We start from the raw sequence: 20,532 nt of genomic DNA, 5'->3' as shown, positions 1-20,532 counted from the left end.
TAGCGCTTGTGTTACGCATATCGGTTTGCTACATTGAAAGCTATCAATATCATGATAAAAAACCGTTATTTACAGAATTTTTATTCGTATCACTCACTTCAAAAGCCACCAGCTAATCGGTTAAAAACCATCTGCAATTAATAGTTATCAAACCCACCAGCAAGGAAGCTAGTCACATGAATCAGACCACTACAAAAGACGCTACCCAAACTACTGAGACCCCTATCAGTAGCGCTAAAAAAGACATGGTAAAAACTGAAAGTTCGCCTAAACAGGCATTTTATGATTTTTACTTAGATGAGCATCAAAACATGGCCTGTCGCCGTCTACATTTCGCAGGCAGTAGCTTTGGCTTACTTGGACTGGCAAAGTCTGTCAAAACTGGCTCAGCTAAGCCTTTGGTAAAGGGGATTGCCGCTGGATATGCTTGTGCATGGGTTGGACACTTTTTCTTTGAAAAGAACAAACCTGCTTCTTTTAAGTTTCCATTGAAAAGCTTTGTCAGCGATTTTCGTATGTATAGCGATGTGCTACGAGGCAATCTAAGCTTGAGAGATCGCAAGTTTGATAAAGCACGATAACGTTTAGTCGTCATATAAGTTAAATGACAAACTTTATATTCTTCCCAATACGATTATAAATAAGATATCGATAAACAAAAAAACCAGCAGAGATCACAGGACGATCTTGCTGGTTCTTTAAGCTTTAACTTTTTAGTTAGCTAATAACTTACATGGCTAAACTATGCCTTTGCCATTTCTGCAAATATCTCATCAGCCGCTTTGATTGACGCATCAATGTCTTCATCGCTATGTTTGATAGACATAAAGCCTGCTTCATAAGCTGATGGTGCCAAATAAATACCGCGATCTAGCATACCGTGGAAGAAAGTATTGAATACGTCCATATCGCACTCTGTCACGTCATCGAAGTTTTTTGGCGTTTCGGTTGCGTTATCTTTGACAAAGAACATGCCAAACATACCGCCCAACTTGTTGGTACGTAGATGGATGCCATGTTTATCAGCTGCTGCTTGGAAACCGTCTACTAGACAATCAACTTTCGCTGCTAACTTGTCGTAGAAACCTTCTGCCGTTAAGTCTTCAAACATAGCGATACCAGCGCGCATTGCTAGTGGATTGCCTGATAACGTGCCAGCTTGATAGACGCCGCCAAGTGGCGCGATGCAGGACATGACTTCTTTTTTACCACCGAAAGCACCAACGGGTAAGCCAGCACCGATGATTTTACCGAAACAGGTCAAGTCTGGGTCAATACCAAAATGGGCTTGCGCACCGCCAAGACCAACGCGGAAGCCAGTCATCACTTCATCAAAAATCAATACTGCGCCATTATCCGTACATTCTGCACGCAACGTATCATGAAATTCTTGTGTTGGGATAACCATGTTCATGTTGCCAGCGATAGGCTCTAAGATAACGCAGGCAATTTCTTCACCCCATTTCTCAAAGCAGTCCTTAATCGCTTGCGGATCATTATAAGGAATCGTAATCGTATGCTTAGCAAAATCTGCAGGCACACCTTTTGACGTTGGCTCACCAATATCAAGCATGCCAGAGCCTGCTTTTACCAATAGGCTGTCTGAATGCCCATGATAACAACCTTCAAATTTGACGATTTTGTCACGCTGAGTATAACCACGTGCCAAGCGAATCGCACTCATGGTCGCTTCTGTACCAGAGCTAGTCATACGAATCATCTCAACGCTAGGCACGATTTCACAAATCTTGTCAGCAACGGTAGTTTCAAACGGTGTTGGTGTACCAAAGCTTAGACCATCATCAGCGGCTTTTTTTACCGCATCGATGACTTTTGGATGCGCATGACCCAAAATCATCGGGCCCCAAGAGCCAACATAATCGATATAGGCATTGTCTTCGGTGTCATAAATTTTGCTGCCATTGGCGCGGTGCATAAAGATTGGCGTACCACCGACCCCTGCAAAGGCGCGGACTGGTGAGTTGACACCACCTGGGATATGTTTGCGTGCTTGCGCAAAGAGCTGTTCGTTTTTAGTACTCATAATTATTCTCTACTTATAGCGACATTTATAACGACAATGTTTTGTGATTAAACGTCTGCTTTATATTTGTTTATTATCGAATCTTTCAAGAAATTTTTACAATTTAAGCTTTTTTGACCACAGAAGACTTAAGCTTCATTGGTCCGTAGCCATCAAGTTTACAGTCGATATCATGACCGTCAGTAGCATCTGGCAACAGGCGAATACTTTTCGCTTTTGTCCCTACTTTAATCACGAGTGAAGAGCCTTTGACTTTTAGGTCTTTAATGACCGTCACCGCATCGCCATCCTGCAGCTCATTGCCAACAGCATCACGTATAACTGCGTCTTGGTCTTCAGCTTGTGCTGCATCAGTCTCAGCCGCCGTCCATTCATGAGCACACATAGGACATACCAGTAACGCACCATCTTCGTACGTATATTCAGCATCACATTTAGGGCAATTTGGTAAGCTCATTATTTCCTCGGCAGCCATCGTACATTAGGTTAATTGTAGAGCTGATATTGTACCGTAACTCACCATCTTTAACCAATTTGCACGCTTGAAAATCAAACGCTATGCCCAATTTAACACTTAACTCATCGCTTACTGATGACGTTTTTTATGGCAGGGTTTTTTGTGGTACTCTTCTTAGCCTCATTTAAATTTATATGCACAGATACTGTCAATGATAAAAGCGCCCATATAATTTTTTATCACTTCGATTTACCCTCTATATTAGGGCGTGTCCCTATTTTAAAAATGGCGATAAAAATGAGATAAATCGCAGGAAAACAAGGAAAATAGCGCAGGTAATATCAAGCTATTTGACGCCGTTTGCTAAAGATATATCCATTTTTAGCCCATTTAGTCATAAACATTTGAATTAGGGACATGCCCTAATAAGTAAGCTCTCATCAGAAGGATAATAACAATGACTCAGTCTTCAAATTTATCAGCCGTACCGCAGTTTTCGCAATTAACTATCCAAGGCGAAGACGCCGAAAAATTCTTGCAAGGGCAATTAACTTGTGACGTTACCAAGCTCGGGCTTAGCTATCAGGCAGCCGCCATCGGTAACCTAAAAGGTCGTATTGAGTTTGGTATCTGGATCAAAAAACAAGCAGAGAAACATTATGATGTGGTCATAAGTAGCGACTGTGCTGAGTCTTTGCAGGCGCATCTCAATAAGTACGGGGCGTTTTCTAAATTTGAGACCAGTGCACCAGCAGCGGTTTATCCTTGCGTGCTAGCAAATGAGCCAACTTTTAGCCATAAAGACGACCATAATACTGCTGAGGATACGCAGGCTTGGATGGCATGCAGCCTAGCTACTGGTAATTATTGGATTGTGGCCGCGACTCAAGGTGAGTTCCAACCACAAGAGCTGCGTCTACATCAACGCGGCGGCATGGACTATGATAAAGGCTGCTACTTAGGTCAGGAAGTCATCGCTCGCATCTACTTTAAATCTGCACCCAAAGCATTTTTGCACTATGTACAAGGCATCGGTGCAGCACCAAGCGCAGGTGACAAGCTCGATAAAATCCAAGTGGTCAATGCGATAAAAAATGACGATGGCTTTACCGCTTTGGTCGTAGCGCGTCCTGAACAATTGGCAGAAAGCAATTTGAGCATATTGGACTTGCCAACTGCACTACAAGTAGATGTTGCGCGTCCTAAGTAAAAATAGAAATCGAATCAGGCAAGCGACGCAGCTAAGTTGACGGTAGTTTAATACAGAGCTCCTGTCATGAATAACATGAGCATAGAGAATCCTATGACACATATTGCGGTACTCGGAGCAGGCGTGGTGGGCGTGACCACCGCATGGTATCTACGTCAGGCAGGCTATGATGTGACTGTGATTGAGCGCGAATCAGCAGCAGGCATGCAGACGTCATTTGCCAACGGCGGTCAAATATCGGTCTCACATGCCACGCCTTGGGCCAATCCTGCGACCCCGATGAAAGCGCTCAAGTGGCTGTTTAAAGAAGATGCTCCGCTACTGTATCGCTTGCGTGCGGATAAAGCGCAGCTCAAATGGGCCATGCAGTTTTTGCAAGAGTGCCGCGCCGATAGAGCCGATGCCAATCTCGTGCAAATGGTGCGCTTAGGTCTATATTCAAGAGATACCTTACAACAGCTGCGCGCGGATATTGGCATCAACTATGAACAGCAAACACGCGGTATCATGCACTTTTATACCAATCAGGCAGAGTTTGATGCGGCTATCGAACCCACTGAACGCATGCAAGCGCTTGGTTGTGAGCGCCATATCATTGATATCAATAATGCTGTCAATTTAGAGCCAGCGCTCTACCCAATTGCGCATAAGCTCACTGGGGCGACCTATACCAGTCGTGATGAGTCTGGCAATGCACACTTATTTACTCAACGGTTAGCACAGTGCTGCATTGATGCTGGCGTACAGTTTTTATATGATACCGAGATTTTGGCACTCAATGCTGATGCTGACTCTGCCCGTCCGCATGTGCACAGTATTACTATCCGTCCAAAAGGCGAAAATGCGCAGACTTTCACGGCTGATAGCCATGTGGTCGCGCTTGGCAGCTATAGCGTACCTCTGCTAAAACCTTTGGGCATACACGCGCCAATATTTCCAGCAAAAGGTTATTCGGCTACTTATACGGTGAATCCACGTGCGCCGCATTTAGCGCCTTTTGTTAGTCTAATTGATGATGAATTCAAACTGGTCACCTCACGATTGGGTGACAAATTGCGAGTCGCTGGTACCGCTGAATTTAATGGCTATAACTTAGACTTAAATGCCACACGCTGTGAAGCCATTACTCGGCGCGTGCAGCAGTTATTTCCAAAAGGCATTATTGCAAACTCGGTACAATATTGGACAGGACTGCGCCCGATGACCCCATCGAACGTACCTTTGATTGGTCGTGCGCACTGCGGTCAAGTCAAACATGGCAGTCATAACGCTTCAGCGACTTTTGATAATTTATGGCTCAATACAGGACATGGTACATTGGGATGGACACACTCTTGCGGTTCTGCAAAGGCCCTTAGTTTATTAATCCAAGGCGAAACCCCTAATGTCGATTTTGATTTTATCGGCCTGAGCGTTTGATCGGGTTAGCGATGTATTCAGATTACAAACAAAAAAGGCGCTCACTTTACGTGAACGCCTTTTTTGTTTGTCTATGAACTTGCGATTAACTTTATGCTAATATGCCTTCCGCTACAGTCTCTGTAGCAGTAGATAAACCATCTATACCCATATCCAATGCTTCTAATTGCACAGGCACACCATTAACGGCAGCATTACCACTCAGCTGGTCAATTAAGGTCTCATCAGTCAAATCATTAACGCTGACACCTGCATGCGCTTGCGCAATTTTCTGCTTCACCCCTTTACGACCGTGACCAAAACCATGCGGGATACTGACCACTCCTGGCATCAGCTCATCCGTCACTTCTGCTGCAATGACCACGCTACCTACTCGAGAAGTTACTCTGACATCTTGACCATCTGCAATACCATGTTGCGCTGCCGTTTGCGGATGCAACATCAATGTACAGCGAGATTTACCTTTTACCAATCGATGGCTATTGTGCAACCATGAATTGTTGCTACGTACATGACGACGACCGATTAGCAAAATCTCATTACTGTTGTACTGTTGCACCATCTTTTTGACACGTGCCAAATCTGACTGATAAAAATCAACATGAAGATGAATTTGTTTATCAGCGTGTTTAATAGCCTCTGGCAACATACGATGCAGCGGACCTAAATCGATACCATGTGGGTTTTCGATCAGTGCTTCAAATGTCACGTCTTTATGAGGTCCATACTTTAGACCTTGCTCTAACAAGAACTTAGGACCAAAGGCTTTTGTCGCGGCACGTTCTTTTTGCGTTGCTTCTGGCGCATCTTTGTCTAAGCGCTCTGCCAATCCTAAATAAATCTCCCAGTCATGCTTGGTATCATCAGTTTTCTCAAACAAAGCAGGCGAATATTTGGCGACATTGTGCACGGCAAAGCCGTTAAAAGTAATGTCATAATGGTCGCGCTCTAACGGCGATACAGGTGGCAGAATAATATTGGCATGGCGACTGGTCTCAGTCACAAAGTAATCAAGCGAAACCATAAACTCTAACTGAGATAGTGCTTCATCTAACTTTTCACCATTTGGGGTGCTCAGAACTGGGTTACCAGCGACCGTGACGAATCCCTTTAACTGGCCTTCCCCCTCTACCAACATTTCATCCGCCATCGCAACCACGGGATACTCACCATTAAAATCTGGCAAGTTGCTGACGCGGCTATGACGTTTACCCAGATAGCCTGGGCCAGAACTGTTAACAACATCGACGGCAGGATTTGGGAACATGAGTCCGCCCACTTCATCTAAACGACCCGTGACGATATTGATGACCATAGATAGATATTGGCTGAGCAAACCAAACTCTTGCACTGAGATGCCCATACGGCCATAACAAACTGAGCTTTCCGCTTCACAAAACTCTTTGACGATACGTTTGATCTCAGCTGCGGTAATACCCGTGATGTCTGCAACTGACTCAGGCGTGTATTGTTCAGCAAACCAAGCAAGTCGATTGATCTCAGGTGCCAAGGCAGCCACTCTAGTATCGAGCTTGGCATAACCCTGCGTATAGATTTCATTGAGCATGGCCAATAGCAGTAATACATCCGTCGCTGGACGAATAAAGTGGTGCTCACTAGCGATGTCTGCAGTTTCGGTACGTCTTGGATCAACCACTACTATTTTACCATCGCGCGCTTTGATATCTTTTAGCTTTTGGCGCATGTTGGGCGCAGTCATGATACTGCCGTTAGAAGCCAGCGGATTGCCACCGATGATAAGCATGTATTGTGTGTTATTGACATCAGGAACTGGAATACGCAGCATGTGACCAAATAGATGCATGCTAATAATATGATGCGGCAGCTGGTCGATAGAGGTGGCAGAAAAACGACTGCGCGTCTTTAAGCTAGTAAGCAGTTGTTTGATGGTTAACATACCGCCCATGTTATGTACGTTAGGATTACCCAAATAAACGCCCAATGCATTTTGACCATACTTTTGCTGTATGGATTGAATACCTGCGGCGACTTTATCTAACGCTTCTGGCCAACTAATAGATTTCCAACCGTCTGCCGTTCTTTCTACTGGCTGACGCAAACGGTCAGGATCTTCATGCAAATCTTGCAAAGCGGTGGCTTTCGGACAAATATAGCCTTGCGAAAAAGGATCGTTTTTATCTCCTTTAATCGACAAGACTTTTTCGCCATCATGTTTTATTTCGACACCGCACATCGCCTCGCACAATGTACAAGTTCTAAAATGCGTTTGCGCTTCGCCTAACGTTGGTGCAGCCGTGGTGGTGGCCATAGTCACTCTCCCTGTTGTGTTTTTTGTTCTAGATTTCATGGCAATAATTTTTGCTTATTATCATTACTGACTAGTATTGCTTCCGTGCAAAAAATTGGCGAACAGTGCGTCAAAGCTGATACTCAAGGTGGCAATCGCTTGTTGTCTTGAGTATCGCTGCTGATGACAGCCCAATATCAACTCATGTACTTGTGCCGCCGCCATATCGACGCATAGATTGACAGCACTGCGCTCGCAAGTACGATTGGATAACTGCAATCCTTGAATAAATATCTCTGTCCATTCTTCTTGTATTTCGGTAATCAGATTGCCCAGTCCATTATTTAATGAAGATTGGTTTTCTATACTGTCACTAAACCGTGGGCGATCCTCTAACAAATGCTGAAACAGCGCGATATTCTCAAATGCAGAATCAAAGATCATAATCAGACATTGTCGACATTGCTGATTATGATCTTTACTCAACAGGTCATAATCTTTGAGCATATTGACCCATGCCAATCGCATCGGTGATAGATAATTGTCTTTTAGTTGGGCGCTCAGCTCATTTTGTAGCGCCTCTAGGCTCTCAAAATGATTGTAAAAACTGGGCTGTGCAATACCTGCACCTTTGGCAACTTTATTCATACTCATGCCCTGAGCACCTTCCAAACTGTACAACCGCAAGGCACTTTTTAATAACGCACGCCGAGTCTTGGCTTTTGCTAGCTCACGTTTAGATTCTACTGGGACTGTCAAATCTTGCGCTAATACATTCAATGCAGAGGTATTCCTATTCAATAGATAATGATATCGACACACCAGTAATTTACCTTAGGTGCTATTGTGCCGAAAAAATGTGATGATAATGGTCAATTGCCGATAGCGAATATCTTAGCTATAAGGTTATAGTCATTTAAACCATATGTCTATAGTAAAACTCATGCTTCACAAAACAACTATTTTTAGGCTGCTATCATGACATCACCTGTATTCTCCCCTTTAGTGCTGCCTTGTGGCGCTACCTTACCCAACCGCTTAGCGAAAGCTGCCATGGAAGAAAACATGGCTGATGTCGGTCAAGTCCCTGGCCCTACTCTGCTCCGTCTATATAAAAACTGGGCAGAAGGCGGTACAGGGCTGTTAATCACTGGAAACGTGATGGTAGATGGCCGCGCTATGACAGGGCCTGGTGGTGTCGTATTGGACAAACACAGTGAGATAGCACCTTTTAGAGCATGGGCAAATACTGCCAAGCACAACAATACACAGGTTTGGATGCAGCTCAACCATCCTGGCCGTCAAGTATATGCTGCTATGGGTGGCGATGTGCTATCACCTTCTGACGTGGCTATCGACTTGGGCAAGCACTCCCATCTATTTGGCAGACCTCGTGCGATGACGCAGCAAGATATTGAACAATTGATCCAGCGGTTTGCCGATAGTGCACTAAAAGCAGAGCAAGCTGGCTTCGATGGGGTACAAATTCATGCCGCCCACGGCTACCTAATTTCTCAATTTTTATCACCGCTTACCAATAAACGTAAAGAGGAATACGGCGGTTCGATTGAGAATCGTATGCGACTATTGATCGAAGTAATCAAAGCCGTTCGTGCTCAAGTTGCGCCTACTTTTGCAGTCGCTGTGAAGATAAATTCGGCCGATTTCCAGCGCGGAGGATTTGATGCAGATGATGCTAAAGTGGTTATTTCAGCGATGAATGAATTGGCCGTAGATTTGGTCGAATTATCAGGTGGCAGCTACGAAAGCCCAGCCATGCAAGGCAGCGCAGCAGATGGTCGCACGTTGCAACGAGAAGCTTACTTTTTAGACTTTGCAAAGGAGATTGCTCAAGTCGCTACCATGCCTATCATGACGACAGGTGGCGTTAGGCGATTGGCTGTCGCAGAAGATGTACTGGCGCAAGGGATTGACGTGGTTGGTATGGGAACCGCATTAGCCATGTACCCAGCTCTACCAAACAACTGGAAAAATGATAGTACGCTTAGTGCTCACAATCCTGTGGTACGCTGGAAAGATAAAACCTTGAGTGCGGTTGCTACAATGGCGGTCATCAAGCGACAATTACAGCGTATGGGGCAAGGAAAATCGCCCAAACCAAATGCCTCGCCAATTTTCTCATTGATTTCTGATCGTATACGAATAAAAAAACTCACCAAACGCTATCATCAGTATTTGAATAAATATTCGACGAAATAACTTTTAATCAATTTTAAAAATAATAAAAAAAGCAGCTACTCTATTTTTGAGTAGCTGCTTTTTTATTTGCATAAGTATTTTTGAATAAATAATATATTTTTTTAATATTCATATAAAAAACAAGTTCATAGAATAAATTATTCTCACGCATAGTAAACGCAATTTACGTGGCACTACTACAGCAGCCTTGTAGATAACACTTAGTAAACGCCCACTATAATTAAGTAACACTATAAACATAGCATATACAGACAGCTGAATTGAAAAGTCCTATATTTAATCTCACAAGATATTTGGAACCAATCATTTATCCTTGTGCAATACAATTAAAATAAAAATTAAATAGTAGTATCAGTAATCGATATCGTGAAATAAAAATCAAAATGGTGATTAAGAAATAAATCAAACACAATGAGTTCAATAAAAGGAATAATACAATGAACGAACATACTCTAAAAGGCGAATGGAACCAAGTGAAAGGTTCAGTTAAACAAAAATGGGCTGAACTAACAGACGACGATCTTACCCATATCGAGGGTAGCCGTGACAAGCTAGTAGGCCGTGTACAAGAGCGCTATGGTCATGCCAAAGAAGACGCAGAGCGTGAAGTAGATGACTGGCGTTTGGAAAATAAATATTAATATATTTGTTGCATACTTATCCGCTGCATAATTACTGTACTAAATAAACCGAAAAACCGCATAGAAATATATGCGGTTTTTTTATAGCAGATTTATACTGTACAGATAAGCTATTGGAGAAATAAATTACCATTCTCCAGACACGATAAAACCGCATAGCAATCAATTGTTATGCGGTTTTATTGTTAACTATCCATGTTACCTATCACGACTGCTTTTCATGCATCCTTGCACAAATATTCAGTATATTGTGATACTGGGCATCCTGCCCTTTTTACTACACTACAGCTTCAGTATTACTTGCTGCTATCAGCAAAGGGTATGTGTCCTTACTTCAATCGCTATTGTCATCCTGACGCTAGTTATCGAATCATTATCCTTAATGCGGTCAACTCAATCCTTGAGTCACATTCCCTAATGCCGTGTGACTATAATGCCTAACTCTCACTCGTATGTTAAGTCGCGTAAACGTCATTGCGTGTAAGCATATGCTTACAACAATCTATTTTACTTGCCACAATTATTACAACTTATTAACGCAAATGACACCTACCGCAAAGTTTTGTACTCTATTATAGATAATGTAAGGAAATATTTCGAACAATAAATCACTAGAGATATTTGCTAGCTGCTAGCTAACTTGACGTAAAAATGTCTTTAAAATTTTATAGTTATAGCAGATATAGATATTTCCAACATATATCGCCTACTTAATACCATCATAGGATATTGCCTCATGAAAACGATAAAACCCTTCTCTATTAAGGCCACTGTATCTACTGGTCTTGTCGTTGCATTATTGGGTACGACAGTGGGTTGTGCGGTTGTAGGTCCAGGATATGACAATCAGCCCGTCTATCGTGGTGATAATAATAGCCAGAATAATAATTTTAATCGCGTAAGTCAGCAGCTTCGACAAGACTTGCGTCGCAAAGGCTATCAGGTTATAGATATCAGAGCTGATAGTTACCGTGGTGATCGAGCTCTTACGGCTTATGCTAAAAAGAATAACCAAGCCTACGAGTTAAAATATACTTACCCTACCCTAAGACTCATCAGCTCAAGCAAAAGAGCATGGCCAGATAACTGGGATAATAATAAGTCGCAAAAAAATAATGGCCGCTATAAAGAAAACAAGCATAAAGATAATTATCAGAATGGTCAGCGCTATAAAAAAGGCGATGTCGAAGACGCTATAAAAAGAGAATCACGTTACCCAGCTATCAAACGCCGTGCTATCAACAAAGTAAGAGCTATGGGCTACCGTGTTGAAGATATCGAGCTTGAAGAAAAAAATAAGCGCGGTGTCTTTGAGATTGAGGCCAAACGCGGCTCACAGAAGTATGAGATATTATTAAGTTATCCAAATTTAGATGTGATCAAAGTCAGAAAAGATTGATCGCTTTCAGCATTTTCAGCTAATAACCTCAGTACATTTAACTCTTACCCATATTGAGCAACGATATATTATTAGGAAATTATTATGAAAACTCTATCATTTTCGACGTTAAAAACGGTAGCGACTGGCAGCATAGTCGCAGCTTTATTGGTAGTGACCACAGGCTGTGTGACTGCACCGAATGGCTACAATGGCTATGACGACCTATACGAGCATACTCATAAGGACAATAAAGGCCATAAAAAACACAAAGACAAAAAGAACGATAAAAACAGCTATGTCTCCGTTGTCGAGCAACGAGCTGCTAGTAAAGTCCGTAGCATGGGATACCGTGTCAAAGACGTCAAATATAAAAACGGTGATCGTAAGATTAAGATAAAGGCTGAACGTGGACGCGACGATTATAAAATCGAGCTAGGCTATCCAAGCTACAACGTGATTAAACTTAAAAAAGATTAATCAGTTATTAGGATCTGATATTCACTGTTAATACTCAGTTGAAATATCAAAAATTTTATAACCAAATAAGTCATCAAATGGCTTATTTGGTTTTTTTATGAGAATTCTTACACTCAATGAGCTAATATATTTCTATATAAAACTAAAAATCCAAGACTTTTATTACATCATAAGCTGGTGTTTCATAGGGATGTGCCTTTTTTAATGCTGCAATGGTAGCATCGATAAAAGCTTCATCTACCACCATTTCAACTCGCCACTCATCGACCATTTCTAAACTATCCTGTGTACCAATGTGCGGCTCACTGCCTGATAGTGGCATAAACTGACCAGCTCCTTGTACCTGCCAACAGCATTGCTCATAGTTTCCAATCTTTCCAGCGCCAGCAGTAAATAGAGCAGACTTTACTTGGTCTAACGCAGCATCAGGAATAAAAACAGTCAATTTATACATAGGTTTACCTCATAGAATGGTTTTGAGTATCAATCTGCTAGTTCTTAGACAAGGAAGCATGGTCAGTCCATATATAACGTAGCAGCCAGTCTTTGGCATCGCCTGCATAATCAATACCAATACGTGGGCGTAGTGATACAGGTGGCTGACAGCCATCATCTTCTATCCAAACTTCTGATGCCGGCGAAATAGGTTTGCCATATAAATCGCGATCAATTTGCAAGCGTTTAGTCAATTTGCCAGGGCCTGCGAACTGCTTAGAATGTGTAAATTGCTTATCTGGGCTGAGTTGTTGCTCTTCAATCAGACGGTCACTATCATCGGTCAAAAACCCAGCGCGGATCAATACCGATTCAGGTGACTCTACAGAGCCGCTAATCAAATTTAGCATATGATGCACGCCATAGGTCAAATAGACATAGAAGACACCGCCTTGCTCATACATAATTTCTGTGCGCGCCGTTCGAGTACCTGCATGTGAGTGGCAAGCGGGATCATCTTGACCAATATAGGCTTCGGTCTCAGAGATACGCATACGTAGCGTTTTTTGCTGTCCATCGCTATCGGTTAGCTGTCGACATAAGACTTTACCAATCAGATCAGCAGCGACCACACAGGTCGGACGAGTGAACCAGTCAGGCTCCAAAACAGTTGATGAGGCAGTAGACATTAGCGAAACCTTTTTTATTTTTATGGTCTAATTGATATGAGTAAGTACTAACAAATTAGCATAAAAATAAGATAAGGTATCGAGGACAGTGTTAACGCTATGTTTGATTTTTTATACGAGCTAAACTACAAGCCTGTCCCTAAAGAATGATACTGGTTGATAAATAGATAGGAATTGCAGTCTGTTATAAGTAGTTCCATTATAGTGGTCTGTTTTGGGTGGTCTATTCATTGCTTTAGAGGTCTGTTTGGTTGGTTCCGATGGGGTATACCCTTTTTGCCGCAGTTATAAAACAAGTTTGTCAGTTTCAAATATCTAAACTCAATTATACTTTGTTAAGCGATCATAGTCAGCGCAACTAGACTCAATACCGTTACTACAAGCTTTATTAAACCACTCTTTTGCCTTAGATAAATCTCTTCGAACACCTCTACCCTCTTCATACATAATACCTAAGCTATTCTGAGATAAAGAATTATCTTGTTTCTGGTTTGCTGATTTGAAGTACCATTCGAATGCTCTTTCATAATTCTGGCTGACTCCCACCCCATTCTCATACATATCTCCAATATTATTTTGTGCTCTAGAATACTCTTGATCGCTGGCTCTTAGATACCATTCAAGGGCTTTACTATAATCTTGCGCTACGCCTCGTCCATGGTGATGCATTAGTCCAACTATAAATTGTGCTTCTACCATTCCCTGATCAGCCGCCTTCTGATACCAATTTAGCGCCTTTGTATAATCTTGATTGACGCCCAAGCCATCATAGTAAAGCTCAGCTAGGTTATATTGAGCAGAGGCTAACCCTTTTTCAGCAGCTCCCTGATATAACTTGAAAGCCTCATCATAGCTTTGCGGGACGCCCTGACCATACTCATATAATGAGCCGAGATTATTTTGAGCTTCTATGTTTTCCCGTTCGACTGACGTTTTAGTAGTTATAGAGCTGCATGCCAAAATAGACATAGATGTACTTGCCATAAAAATAAGTAGAGTTAATTTGTAAATTCCTTTGTATACTAGATGCTCTATCTTCATGAGGTATCTTGGTTAGGTCAGACTACACTTAAAAAAATGGTGATAATATATGGAAATGGTTATAGATTTTAAAGGTGTTGATACAGCAGACAAGATGCACACAAAATTAAAGCATGCTTTTGGTTTTCCAGATTTTTATGGTGCTAATATTCATGCCTTAATGGATTGCTTAGGTGACATACGCTATCCAGAATACGGCATGTCGGAGGTTACTATAGGAGAAAATGAAGTGTTAAATCTAACGATTAAAAACTTTCCTTACGAGAACGACATAATTATAAATATTTTTTTTCTTGCTATTAAATATGTTAATGCTAAGTCGATTCGAAATGAAGAAAGTCCTTCGATACATTTGATACTAATTTAGGTCAACTAATAAGTGACCCCTGCCGTCAATCCCATAGAAATTAACTTGGAAGATTCTAATCATACAGCTCGATAATCCTATGCTGTGGGTTTTATAGTAATTAAGTTCACATATAACACTAGCAGCTCGATGCCTGTATAGCGCACCGATCATAGATAGAGTATGTATGGTAAGTACACCATAAAGTACACTGTGGCTATCTCAGTAATTCAAAACCTCGATATCATTAGCCTACAGTCAAAGATTCAAGTCCTCACTAGGGAACCATCATAAATATAATGCCATAAAAAAACTGAGCACACGGCTCAGTCTTTTATTTTATGCTAAGTATCAGATACTTATTTTAATGGTACACCAATACGGTCAGCCACTTCTTCATAAGCTTCAATCACATCACCTAATGACTGACGGAAACGGTCTTTATCAAGTTTCTTCTTGGTGTTCTTATCCCAGATACGGCAGCCATCTGGTGAGAACTCGTCACCTAATACGATACGGTCATGGAATACGCCAAACTCTAGTTTAAAATCAACTAGAATCAAATCACCCGCATCAAACAATGCCTTTAATACATCGTTGACTTGATAGGTTAGCTCTTCCATCTTAGCCAATTGCTCTTTGGTTGCCCAACCAAGAGACACAGAAAGTGATTCGTTGACCATCGGATCACCTAGCGCATCATCTTTATAAAACAGCTCATAAGTCGGCGGCGTCAATGCCTGACCTTCTTCTAAGCCTAAACGACGCACCAAACTACCAGCTGCAAAATTACGAACCACACACTCTACAGGAATCATGTCCAAGCGTTTAACCAACACTTCGTCATCAGACAATTGCTTCTCGAAATGTGTTTCGATACCAGCATCAGACAATTTTCGCATGATAAAAGCATTAAAGCGGTTATTAACCACACCTTTACGTGCTAATTGTTCGATACGCTTACCATCAAGCGCTGAGGTATCATCACGGAAGTGCAAAATCAGAAGATCATTGTCCTCTGTTTCATAGACAGATTTGGCTTTACCTTTATACAGCAGTTGTTGCTTTTGCATTATGGGAGTTCCTGTTCGTTCAAGCTTATGTGGTAAAAACGCGCAGCTACCGCTGACTGATGTAAGACACATGGTTTGCGGCTATGATAAAGAACGCAAAAGTCAGCGATATAGATAAGGGAATAAGTTTAGTTCGAAGTGTTGCTAACAGCACGCTGAGGTTTTGGCAGCTGATACTGATTGCCTGACTCATTTTGTAGTTGGAGCGTGTTTGCTCCAGCATTAGGTGTTGAATACAAAGGTACAAAAGGTGCCGTTTCTTGGGCAGCAGGTAGCTCTATCGGTGCAAGCTTTTTGCTTTGCTGATAATCTAAGCTGCCGTTATCACGTTTACCAAGCAAGTTTTTGGTCGCTTGACAGCCGCTTAATACCAAAGTGCTACCCAAAACCAAGGTCAGCATTGCTGGAAATAACTTTGTCGTTGATGATACTGTTTTTGATGTTACTGTCATCATGTTGTCTCTCTGAGTTAGCAGTTATTGCTCATGTAGGCGATTGACTTATCGTGATAAGTTGACTTGCTGCTAGCTCGAATGGCACTTATCTAATGTGCAGCAAGTCTTAAATCGCCGAATATCAATTGGCTAAGTATCAATTTATCGTATGTTTGCTCGAACCAATGCTTCATCGATAGTCGCATGATGCTGCTCGGCGAGCCAAACCAATGGCAGACGGATACCTTTATCGATAATGCCCATTTTATGCAATGCGTACTTCGCTGGGATAGGACTTGATTCGATAAATAGGTCACGATGCAGATGCTTGACCACGTCATGGATTTTACCAGCCGCTTCAAAATCACCACGTAAACCCGCAGAAAAAGTCTCACTCATGGCTTTTGGCGCCACGTTAGCAGTGACTGAGATATTACCTTTGCCGCCTACTTTCATTAGATCAAGTGCAGTGCCGTCATCACCAGATAGTACAACCATTCTGTCACCAACAGCTTTGATCAATTGCTCACCGCGACCGACAGATCCTGTCGCATCTTTGATAGCAACGATATTATCGATGTCACACAAACGCTCGACCGTGTCTTGAGCAATATCAACCACTGTACGGCCAGGTACGTTATACAGCATTTGCGGTATATTTACGGCTTTGGCAATGGCTTGATAATGCTGGAATAAGCCTTCTTGTGGCGGCTTATTGTAGTAAGGAGCGACGAGCAACGCACAGTCTGCACCTGCATCGGCAGCATCCTGAGTCAGCTTGATGGCTTCCATCGTGTTGTTGGCACCAGTACCCGCGATGACCGGTACACGACCTTTGACATGCTGGACAAAATAGCGAATGACATCGCTATGCTCTTGCATAGATAGGGTCGCTGATTCGCCAGTAGTACCAACAGCTACAAGGCAGTGTGTGCCCTGCTCGATCTGCCAATCTATGAGATCTGCGAGACGTTTATAATCGACCTTACCGTCAGGGTGCATGGGCGTTACCAAAGCTACCATTGAGCCTTGTAGTTGGGTTTTGATCTCGTCGTATGCTGTGCTCATAACCGTGCCTTACTGTATTATCCTAGCTTTTATTAAAGCTGTCACATGATAGGTCGTTTGCAAGTGGCCATTGCTTTATATGCGTTGATAAACGCTGATGGCGTAACTTACTTGATGTTAATGCTGCGTCTCTACTTACTATAATAGCGTTTTTATCATAGATTATTACATCTACGATATCAGTATCGTGATGGCAATTTACCAAGAGTAAAGGCCTGCTTACTAACCAACAGAAATATAATAATAAGAGTGCTCGTTAGTGTAGCATATTTTGATTTGACAGCTATCAATCAATTGGCAGTCAGCCCATAAATTTAGCACTAAAAAAAGGGGATTATTCTTCCCTTAAATATATAAAGCTTGGCTTAAAATCTTGTAGATGAATAGTTACATCATTAAAGGAGCAGTTTAGCGTAATCAACTTGCGCTGATAAGTCTCTTATGTAATATTAACGAATCGTCAACACATCGATAGTAGGTCGATAGAATCGAAAAGGCAACCCTCTCGTACCGATGCCGCTACTAACAAATATCTGTGCACTTGCATGTTGGTATAGGCCGCGCTGCTTACCCATGCGACTGTTATATAGCAATGTTGATTGCTCACTACTGCGGCGAATATCGTTCTGTTTTTGAGCAAGCAGGATATTTTTTTGAATAGCTTTTGCAGCACCGGTTATCAACAAAGGGCGTGGTTGTAAAGATTTTGGCAGATCACTGATACTATCAAATCGTGATGCCAAGATAATCACTGGACTGGTGGCATTGGCAATCTCCGATCCAAGTATTGCTTTATCAGTCGCCTCTGACGTTTCAATATCTGTAGATTGCTTAGGCACATCTTGCCAGCCGCAAAGCACCGCTACTAATGGATTTATATTCGAGTTTTCTTGCTCAACACTGTCTTGATTATTAGTTCGATAAGTCAACTGATTGACGACTGACTGCTTATTTGTTGTTCTTGCACATTTGAGTGGCAGCGACGTACATTGCTGACCGATATAGTTAATATCGAGTACATCAAAAGTACTGGCCAATGTATCTTCTAGTAGCGGCTGACCTTGCTTGGTCGTATTCATAGATTGATAACGCAAGTCCGAGGTGCTCATGACTGTATAAACAGGTTTATTCACCCCTTTAAACAGCATTAATTGACCTACTAGATCCGCACTTGGATAGTATAGCCAGTCGCCAGTAATCAGTACGGCATCTGCTGATAAGGCGTTGATAGTAGAGACTAGCTTTCGGATATGACGCGGCTTACCACCGTATATTCCTATACGTAAATCTGCTAATACAGCGACTTTAAGCGGTGTAGACAAGTCTAAGTCAATAGAATGATGCTCTAATCGTAAGCGGTTGGGTTGTACAATAACAGTAAAAAAGTATAAACCCATCATCAATATTGCCATCAGTACGGCAGGTAATGATAGCTGCGCTAACATCGGTATCAGGTCCTGTGACCAAACCATGATAAGCAATATCACCCAAACAGGCATCGTGTAAGCGGCATAATATAATGCGAGCTTCACCCAAATACGCATAAAGCGCTTGGTAGGATTAGCATTAAACGTTTGTAGCCCTGACCACAGTGCAATGTACGCTAGCAATGCTGCTGACGTCGTTGTAATAAGCGTATGTAGAGCGGGGTCAGTCATAATTACCTAGCGGTTGTATAATGGTACGAGCCTACTAAGCGACTCGGCCCACCTTAGAGCCTATTGATCGATCAATAACTCATTTAACGAATGAATTACTGTTGAGGTCTTACTCTTAGCTGTTTGATAAAAAACCAAACATTATAGAGGTCGACCTCCATGATAGACAAGCACAATTATTGACGTGCGCGCTGCCTTTATACCCTGAACCGTAATCTGAGTTACATTATTAGTCACATTAACAGTGACATTCACAGTCACGCTTTAATCATGACACCTACTCAATACGTAGACCAATAATAGCAGGAATGCCTTGGCGTATAACTTCTATAGTGACCACGCCTTTTTTAGGAAGAGATGAGATAGCACCTGAAAAGTCTGCCACTGTTTCGATCGGCTTTTGATGAAAGTTAGTGATGACATCACCTGCCAGAATACCTGAGCGCGCGGCCAATCCAGTAGGATCCACCGTGGTAACCAATATGCCCGTTTTATTATCGACGGCGATTTCTGCTTGTTCATCCGCCGTCAAATCTCGTAAACGCAAGCCCAACTGTACATCATCATTTTGCTCATTACCGCTCTGTGCTCTTACATCATTAGGCGCATAAGCGAGCTTGCCGTTAATCACCATCTGCTTACCGCTACGCTGAATCCGTGCACGGAAGGGATCGCTTGGACGCGCTCGATTAAGCAAGTTCAGCAAATCTGATGCCTCCATGATTTGTACGTCATTGTATTGCAAAATGATGTCACCAGGTTTTAGGCCTGATTTTTGTGCTGGTGAGTCTGGTGATACACGAGTAAGTAAGGCACCTTGAGGACGTTCTAAATTGTAAGCCTCGGCCAGATTGCGATCGATATCTTGTGGATAGATTCCTAGATATGCACGCGCCACTTCACCATCATTTTTTAGCTGCTCATAAATATCCATGGCAGCGTCAATAGGAATCGAGAATGACAGACCCATATAACCTCCAGTACCACTGAAAATACGCGAATTGATTCCAATCACTTCGCCGCGCTGGTTAAATAGTGGCCCGCCAGAGTTACCCGGGTTTAATGCTACATCCGTTTGGATAAATGGTACGCTGGTCTCACGCGAAAAACTACGTGACTTGGCACTGACAATACCAGCAGAGGCTGAGTAGTCAAAACCAAATGGCGAACCGATTGCCAATACTGGTTCCCCTACTTTTAGACCACTTGAGTCGCCAATAGGCAGGGCTGGAAATTGACTGCCCTCAACTTTTAACACGGCCACATCTGAGCGCTCGTCACTACCGACCAAGGTTGCATCAAGCTCGGTTCTGTCATTGAGCGTCACAGTGATTTTGTCCGCACCTGCGATGACATGATGGTTGGTTAGCATATATCCATTGGAGGTAATAAAAAAGGCCGTACCATAAGCGTGTTCAATCGCTGGCGTCGCAACTCGATCAGGAATACGTAGACGATCACCAAAGAACTGACGTAACACTTCAGCAGTCTGAGCCTTAGCGAGCTCAGCTTCACTAATCGTTTTGGTGACATTGACGCGTGCCACTGCTGGCGTGACTTGTTGCACCAAACCAGAGAAATCAGCTGTAGTGACTGCAGCCTGAGCACTGTTTATCGTCGTGACATTAATACTAGCGAACATCGCGGTACTAACAGCGAGTGCCAGCGCA

General features: G+C 42.5%; 20 protein-coding genes. 8 read left to right on the top strand and 12 right to left on the bottom strand.

All coding sequences use genetic code 11. The features are described from left to right. The first annotated feature begins 245 nt into the window (after positions 1-245). On the top strand, positions 246-581 hold the full coding sequence (locus tag SJY28_RS04445; protein ID WP_227511221.1) for a DUF962 domain-containing protein: 336 nt from the start codon (positions 246-248) through the stop codon (positions 579-581). Between the two features lie 161 nt (positions 582-742). Here the strand turns inward: SJY28_RS04445 and hemL are convergent, their stop codons facing one another. Further along, the gene (gene hemL / locus SJY28_RS04440) at positions 743-2,044 is read right to left on the bottom strand and encodes a glutamate-1-semialdehyde 2,1-aminomutase (RefSeq protein ID WP_379543582.1); all 1,302 of its coding nucleotides are present in this window, start codon (positions 2,042-2,044) and stop codon (positions 743-745) included. Positions 2,045-2,147: 103 nt separating this feature from the next. Further along, positions 2,148-2,501, bottom strand: coding sequence for a zinc ribbon domain-containing protein YjdM (locus tag SJY28_RS04435; RefSeq protein WP_101211332.1), 354 nt, complete (start codon positions 2,499-2,501; stop codon positions 2,148-2,150). Positions 2,502-2,958: 457 nt separating this feature from the next. Between SJY28_RS04435 and SJY28_RS04430 the strand changes: the two genes are divergently transcribed. Together SJY28_RS04430 and SJY28_RS04425 are read left to right on the top strand one after the other, a co-directional pair. Beyond that, positions 2,959-3,711: a YgfZ/GcvT domain-containing protein gene (locus tag SJY28_RS04430; RefSeq protein ID WP_379543581.1), complete on the top strand. Its 753-nt coding sequence runs from the start codon at positions 2,959-2,961 to the stop codon at positions 3,709-3,711. Between the two features lie 93 nt (positions 3,712-3,804). Then, positions 3,805-5,130 (top strand): D-amino acid dehydrogenase, encoded by a 1,326-nt coding sequence (locus tag SJY28_RS04425; RefSeq protein ID WP_379543580.1) that lies wholly within the window; start codon positions 3,805-3,807, stop codon positions 5,128-5,130. A 91-nt stretch (positions 5,131-5,221) separates the two neighbouring features. On the opposite strand, the gene SJY28_RS04420 is transcribed toward SJY28_RS04425, so the two are convergent. Further along, positions 5,222-7,420, bottom strand: coding sequence for a molybdopterin oxidoreductase family protein (locus SJY28_RS04420; RefSeq protein ID WP_379543579.1), 2,199 nt, complete (start codon positions 7,418-7,420; stop codon positions 5,222-5,224). A 63-nt stretch (positions 7,421-7,483) separates the two neighbouring features. After that, positions 7,484-8,179, bottom strand: a complete 696-nt coding sequence (locus tag SJY28_RS04415; RefSeq protein WP_379543578.1) for a TetR/AcrR family transcriptional regulator — start codon at positions 8,177-8,179, stop codon at positions 7,484-7,486. 198 nt (positions 8,180-8,377) lie between these two features. Between SJY28_RS04415 and SJY28_RS04410 the strand changes: the two genes are divergently transcribed. The 4 genes from SJY28_RS04410 to SJY28_RS04395 all read left to right on the top strand — a co-directional run bounded on the left by SJY28_RS04410 (position 8,378) and on the right by SJY28_RS04395 (position 12,118). Beyond that, positions 8,378-9,619 (top strand): NADH:flavin oxidoreductase/NADH oxidase family protein, encoded by a 1,242-nt coding sequence (locus tag SJY28_RS04410; protein WP_379543577.1) that lies wholly within the window; start codon positions 8,378-8,380, stop codon positions 9,617-9,619. A 437-nt stretch (positions 9,620-10,056) separates the two neighbouring features. Next, positions 10,057-10,260: a CsbD family protein gene (locus SJY28_RS04405; RefSeq protein WP_379543576.1), complete on the top strand. Its 204-nt coding sequence runs from the start codon at positions 10,057-10,059 to the stop codon at positions 10,258-10,260. A 736-nt stretch (positions 10,261-10,996) separates the two neighbouring features. Beyond that, positions 10,997-11,659, top strand: a complete 663-nt coding sequence (locus SJY28_RS04400) for a hypothetical protein (protein ID WP_379543575.1) — start codon at positions 10,997-10,999, stop codon at positions 11,657-11,659. 84 nt (positions 11,660-11,743) lie between these two features. Further along, on the top strand, positions 11,744-12,118 hold the full coding sequence (locus SJY28_RS04395) for a hypothetical protein (RefSeq protein ID WP_379543574.1): 375 nt from the start codon (positions 11,744-11,746) through the stop codon (positions 12,116-12,118). 142 nt (positions 12,119-12,260) lie between these two features. Here SJY28_RS04395 and SJY28_RS04390 read toward each other — a convergent pair whose 3' ends face one another. The 3 genes from SJY28_RS04390 to SJY28_RS04380 all read right to left on the bottom strand — a co-directional run bounded on the left by SJY28_RS04390 (position 12,261) and on the right by SJY28_RS04380 (position 14,283). Next, on the bottom strand, positions 12,261-12,572 hold the full coding sequence (locus SJY28_RS04390) for an NGG1p interacting factor NIF3 (protein ID WP_379543573.1): 312 nt from the start codon (positions 12,570-12,572) through the stop codon (positions 12,261-12,263). Positions 12,573-12,609: 37 nt separating this feature from the next. Further along, positions 12,610-13,242, bottom strand: coding sequence for a DNA-3-methyladenine glycosylase (locus SJY28_RS04385; RefSeq protein WP_379543572.1), 633 nt, complete (start codon positions 13,240-13,242; stop codon positions 12,610-12,612). A gap of 321 nt (positions 13,243-13,563) precedes the next feature. Beyond that, positions 13,564-14,283, bottom strand: coding sequence for a tetratricopeptide repeat protein (locus tag SJY28_RS04380; protein WP_379543571.1), 720 nt, complete (start codon positions 14,281-14,283; stop codon positions 13,564-13,566). A gap of 49 nt (positions 14,284-14,332) precedes the next feature. Here SJY28_RS04380 and SJY28_RS04375 point away from each other — a divergent pair, with 49 nt between their 5' ends. Next, a complete protein-coding gene (locus tag SJY28_RS04375; RefSeq protein WP_290178307.1) occupies positions 14,333-14,650 on the top strand; it encodes a barstar family protein in 318 nt (105 codons plus the stop codon). Between the two features lie 338 nt (positions 14,651-14,988). Here the strand turns inward: SJY28_RS04375 and purC are convergent, their stop codons facing one another. The 5 genes from purC to SJY28_RS04350 all read right to left on the bottom strand — a co-directional run bounded on the left by purC (position 14,989) and on the right by SJY28_RS04350 (position 20,504). Next, positions 14,989-15,702, bottom strand: a complete 714-nt coding sequence (gene purC / locus SJY28_RS04370; protein ID WP_379543570.1) for a phosphoribosylaminoimidazolesuccinocarboxamide synthase — start codon at positions 15,700-15,702, stop codon at positions 14,989-14,991. A 128-nt stretch (positions 15,703-15,830) separates the two neighbouring features. Beyond that, a complete protein-coding gene (locus SJY28_RS04365) occupies positions 15,831-16,157 on the bottom strand; it encodes a hypothetical protein (RefSeq protein WP_379543569.1) in 327 nt (108 codons plus the stop codon). A gap of 141 nt (positions 16,158-16,298) precedes the next feature. Beyond that, a complete protein-coding gene (gene dapA, locus SJY28_RS04360; RefSeq protein ID WP_379543568.1) occupies positions 16,299-17,204 on the bottom strand; it encodes a 4-hydroxy-tetrahydrodipicolinate synthase in 906 nt (301 codons plus the stop codon). Between the two features lie 449 nt (positions 17,205-17,653). Further along, complete coding sequence (locus SJY28_RS04355; RefSeq protein WP_379543567.1) at positions 17,654-18,862, bottom strand: hypothetical protein; 1,209 nt, start codon at positions 18,860-18,862, stop codon at positions 17,654-17,656. 277 nt (positions 18,863-19,139) lie between these two features. After that, the gene (locus SJY28_RS04350; protein WP_379544919.1) at positions 19,140-20,504 is read right to left on the bottom strand and encodes a Do family serine endopeptidase; all 1,365 of its coding nucleotides are present in this window, start codon (positions 20,502-20,504) and stop codon (positions 19,140-19,142) included. Between the last annotated feature and the right edge of the window lie 28 nt (positions 20,505-20,532).

It is taken from the genome of Psychrobacter sp. R86515 (genome assembly GCF_042466315.1).
GTDB lineage: Bacteria > Pseudomonadota > Gammaproteobacteria > Pseudomonadales > Moraxellaceae > Psychrobacter.
This window is presented reverse-complemented; position numbering and strand designations above follow the sequence as displayed.

Coding starts and splice junctions, on each gene's coding strand:
- SJY28_RS04380 (WP_379543571.1), bottom strand. CDS start 14,283: ATGAAGATAGAGCATCTAGTATACAAAGGAATTTACAAATTAACTCTA.
- SJY28_RS04410 (WP_379543577.1), top strand. CDS start 8,378: ATGACATCACCTGTATTCTCCCCTTTAGTGCTGCCTTGTGGCGCTACC.
- dapA (WP_379543568.1), bottom strand. CDS start 17,204: ATGAGCACAGCATACGACGAGATCAAAACCCAACTACAAGGCTCAATG.
- SJY28_RS04395 (WP_379543574.1), top strand. CDS start 11,744: ATGAAAACTCTATCATTTTCGACGTTAAAAACGGTAGCGACTGGCAGC.
- SJY28_RS04350 (WP_379544919.1), bottom strand. CDS start 20,504: ATGTTCGCTAGTATTAATGTCACGACGATAAACAGTGCTCAGGCTGCA.
- SJY28_RS04420 (WP_379543579.1), bottom strand. CDS start 7,420: ATGGCCACCACCACGGCTGCACCAACGTTAGGCGAAGCGCAAACGCAT.
- SJY28_RS04365 (WP_379543569.1), bottom strand. CDS start 16,157: ATGATGACAGTAACATCAAAAACAGTATCATCAACGACAAAGTTATTT.
- SJY28_RS04430 (WP_379543581.1), top strand. CDS start 2,959: ATGACTCAGTCTTCAAATTTATCAGCCGTACCGCAGTTTTCGCAATTA.
- SJY28_RS04445 (WP_227511221.1), top strand. CDS start 246: ATGGTAAAAACTGAAAGTTCGCCTAAACAGGCATTTTATGATTTTTAC.
- SJY28_RS04435 (WP_101211332.1), bottom strand. CDS start 2,501: ATGAGCTTACCAAATTGCCCTAAATGTGATGCTGAATATACGTACGAA.
- purC (WP_379543570.1), bottom strand. CDS start 15,702: ATGCAAAAGCAACAACTGCTGTATAAAGGTAAAGCCAAATCTGTCTAT.
- hemL (WP_379543582.1), bottom strand. CDS start 2,044: ATGAGTACTAAAAACGAACAGCTCTTTGCGCAAGCACGCAAACATATC.
- SJY28_RS04405 (WP_379543576.1), top strand. CDS start 10,057: ATGAACGAACATACTCTAAAAGGCGAATGGAACCAAGTGAAAGGTTCA.
- SJY28_RS04390 (WP_379543573.1), bottom strand. CDS start 12,572: ATGTATAAATTGACTGTTTTTATTCCTGATGCTGCGTTAGACCAAGTA.
- SJY28_RS04355 (WP_379543567.1), bottom strand. CDS start 18,862: ATGACTGACCCCGCTCTACATACGCTTATTACAACGACGTCAGCAGCA.
- SJY28_RS04425 (WP_379543580.1), top strand. CDS start 3,805: ATGACACATATTGCGGTACTCGGAGCAGGCGTGGTGGGCGTGACCACC.
- SJY28_RS04400 (WP_379543575.1), top strand. CDS start 10,997: ATGAAAACGATAAAACCCTTCTCTATTAAGGCCACTGTATCTACTGGT.
- SJY28_RS04375 (WP_290178307.1), top strand. CDS start 14,333: ATGGAAATGGTTATAGATTTTAAAGGTGTTGATACAGCAGACAAGATG.
- SJY28_RS04385 (WP_379543572.1), bottom strand. CDS start 13,242: ATGTCTACTGCCTCATCAACTGTTTTGGAGCCTGACTGGTTCACTCGT.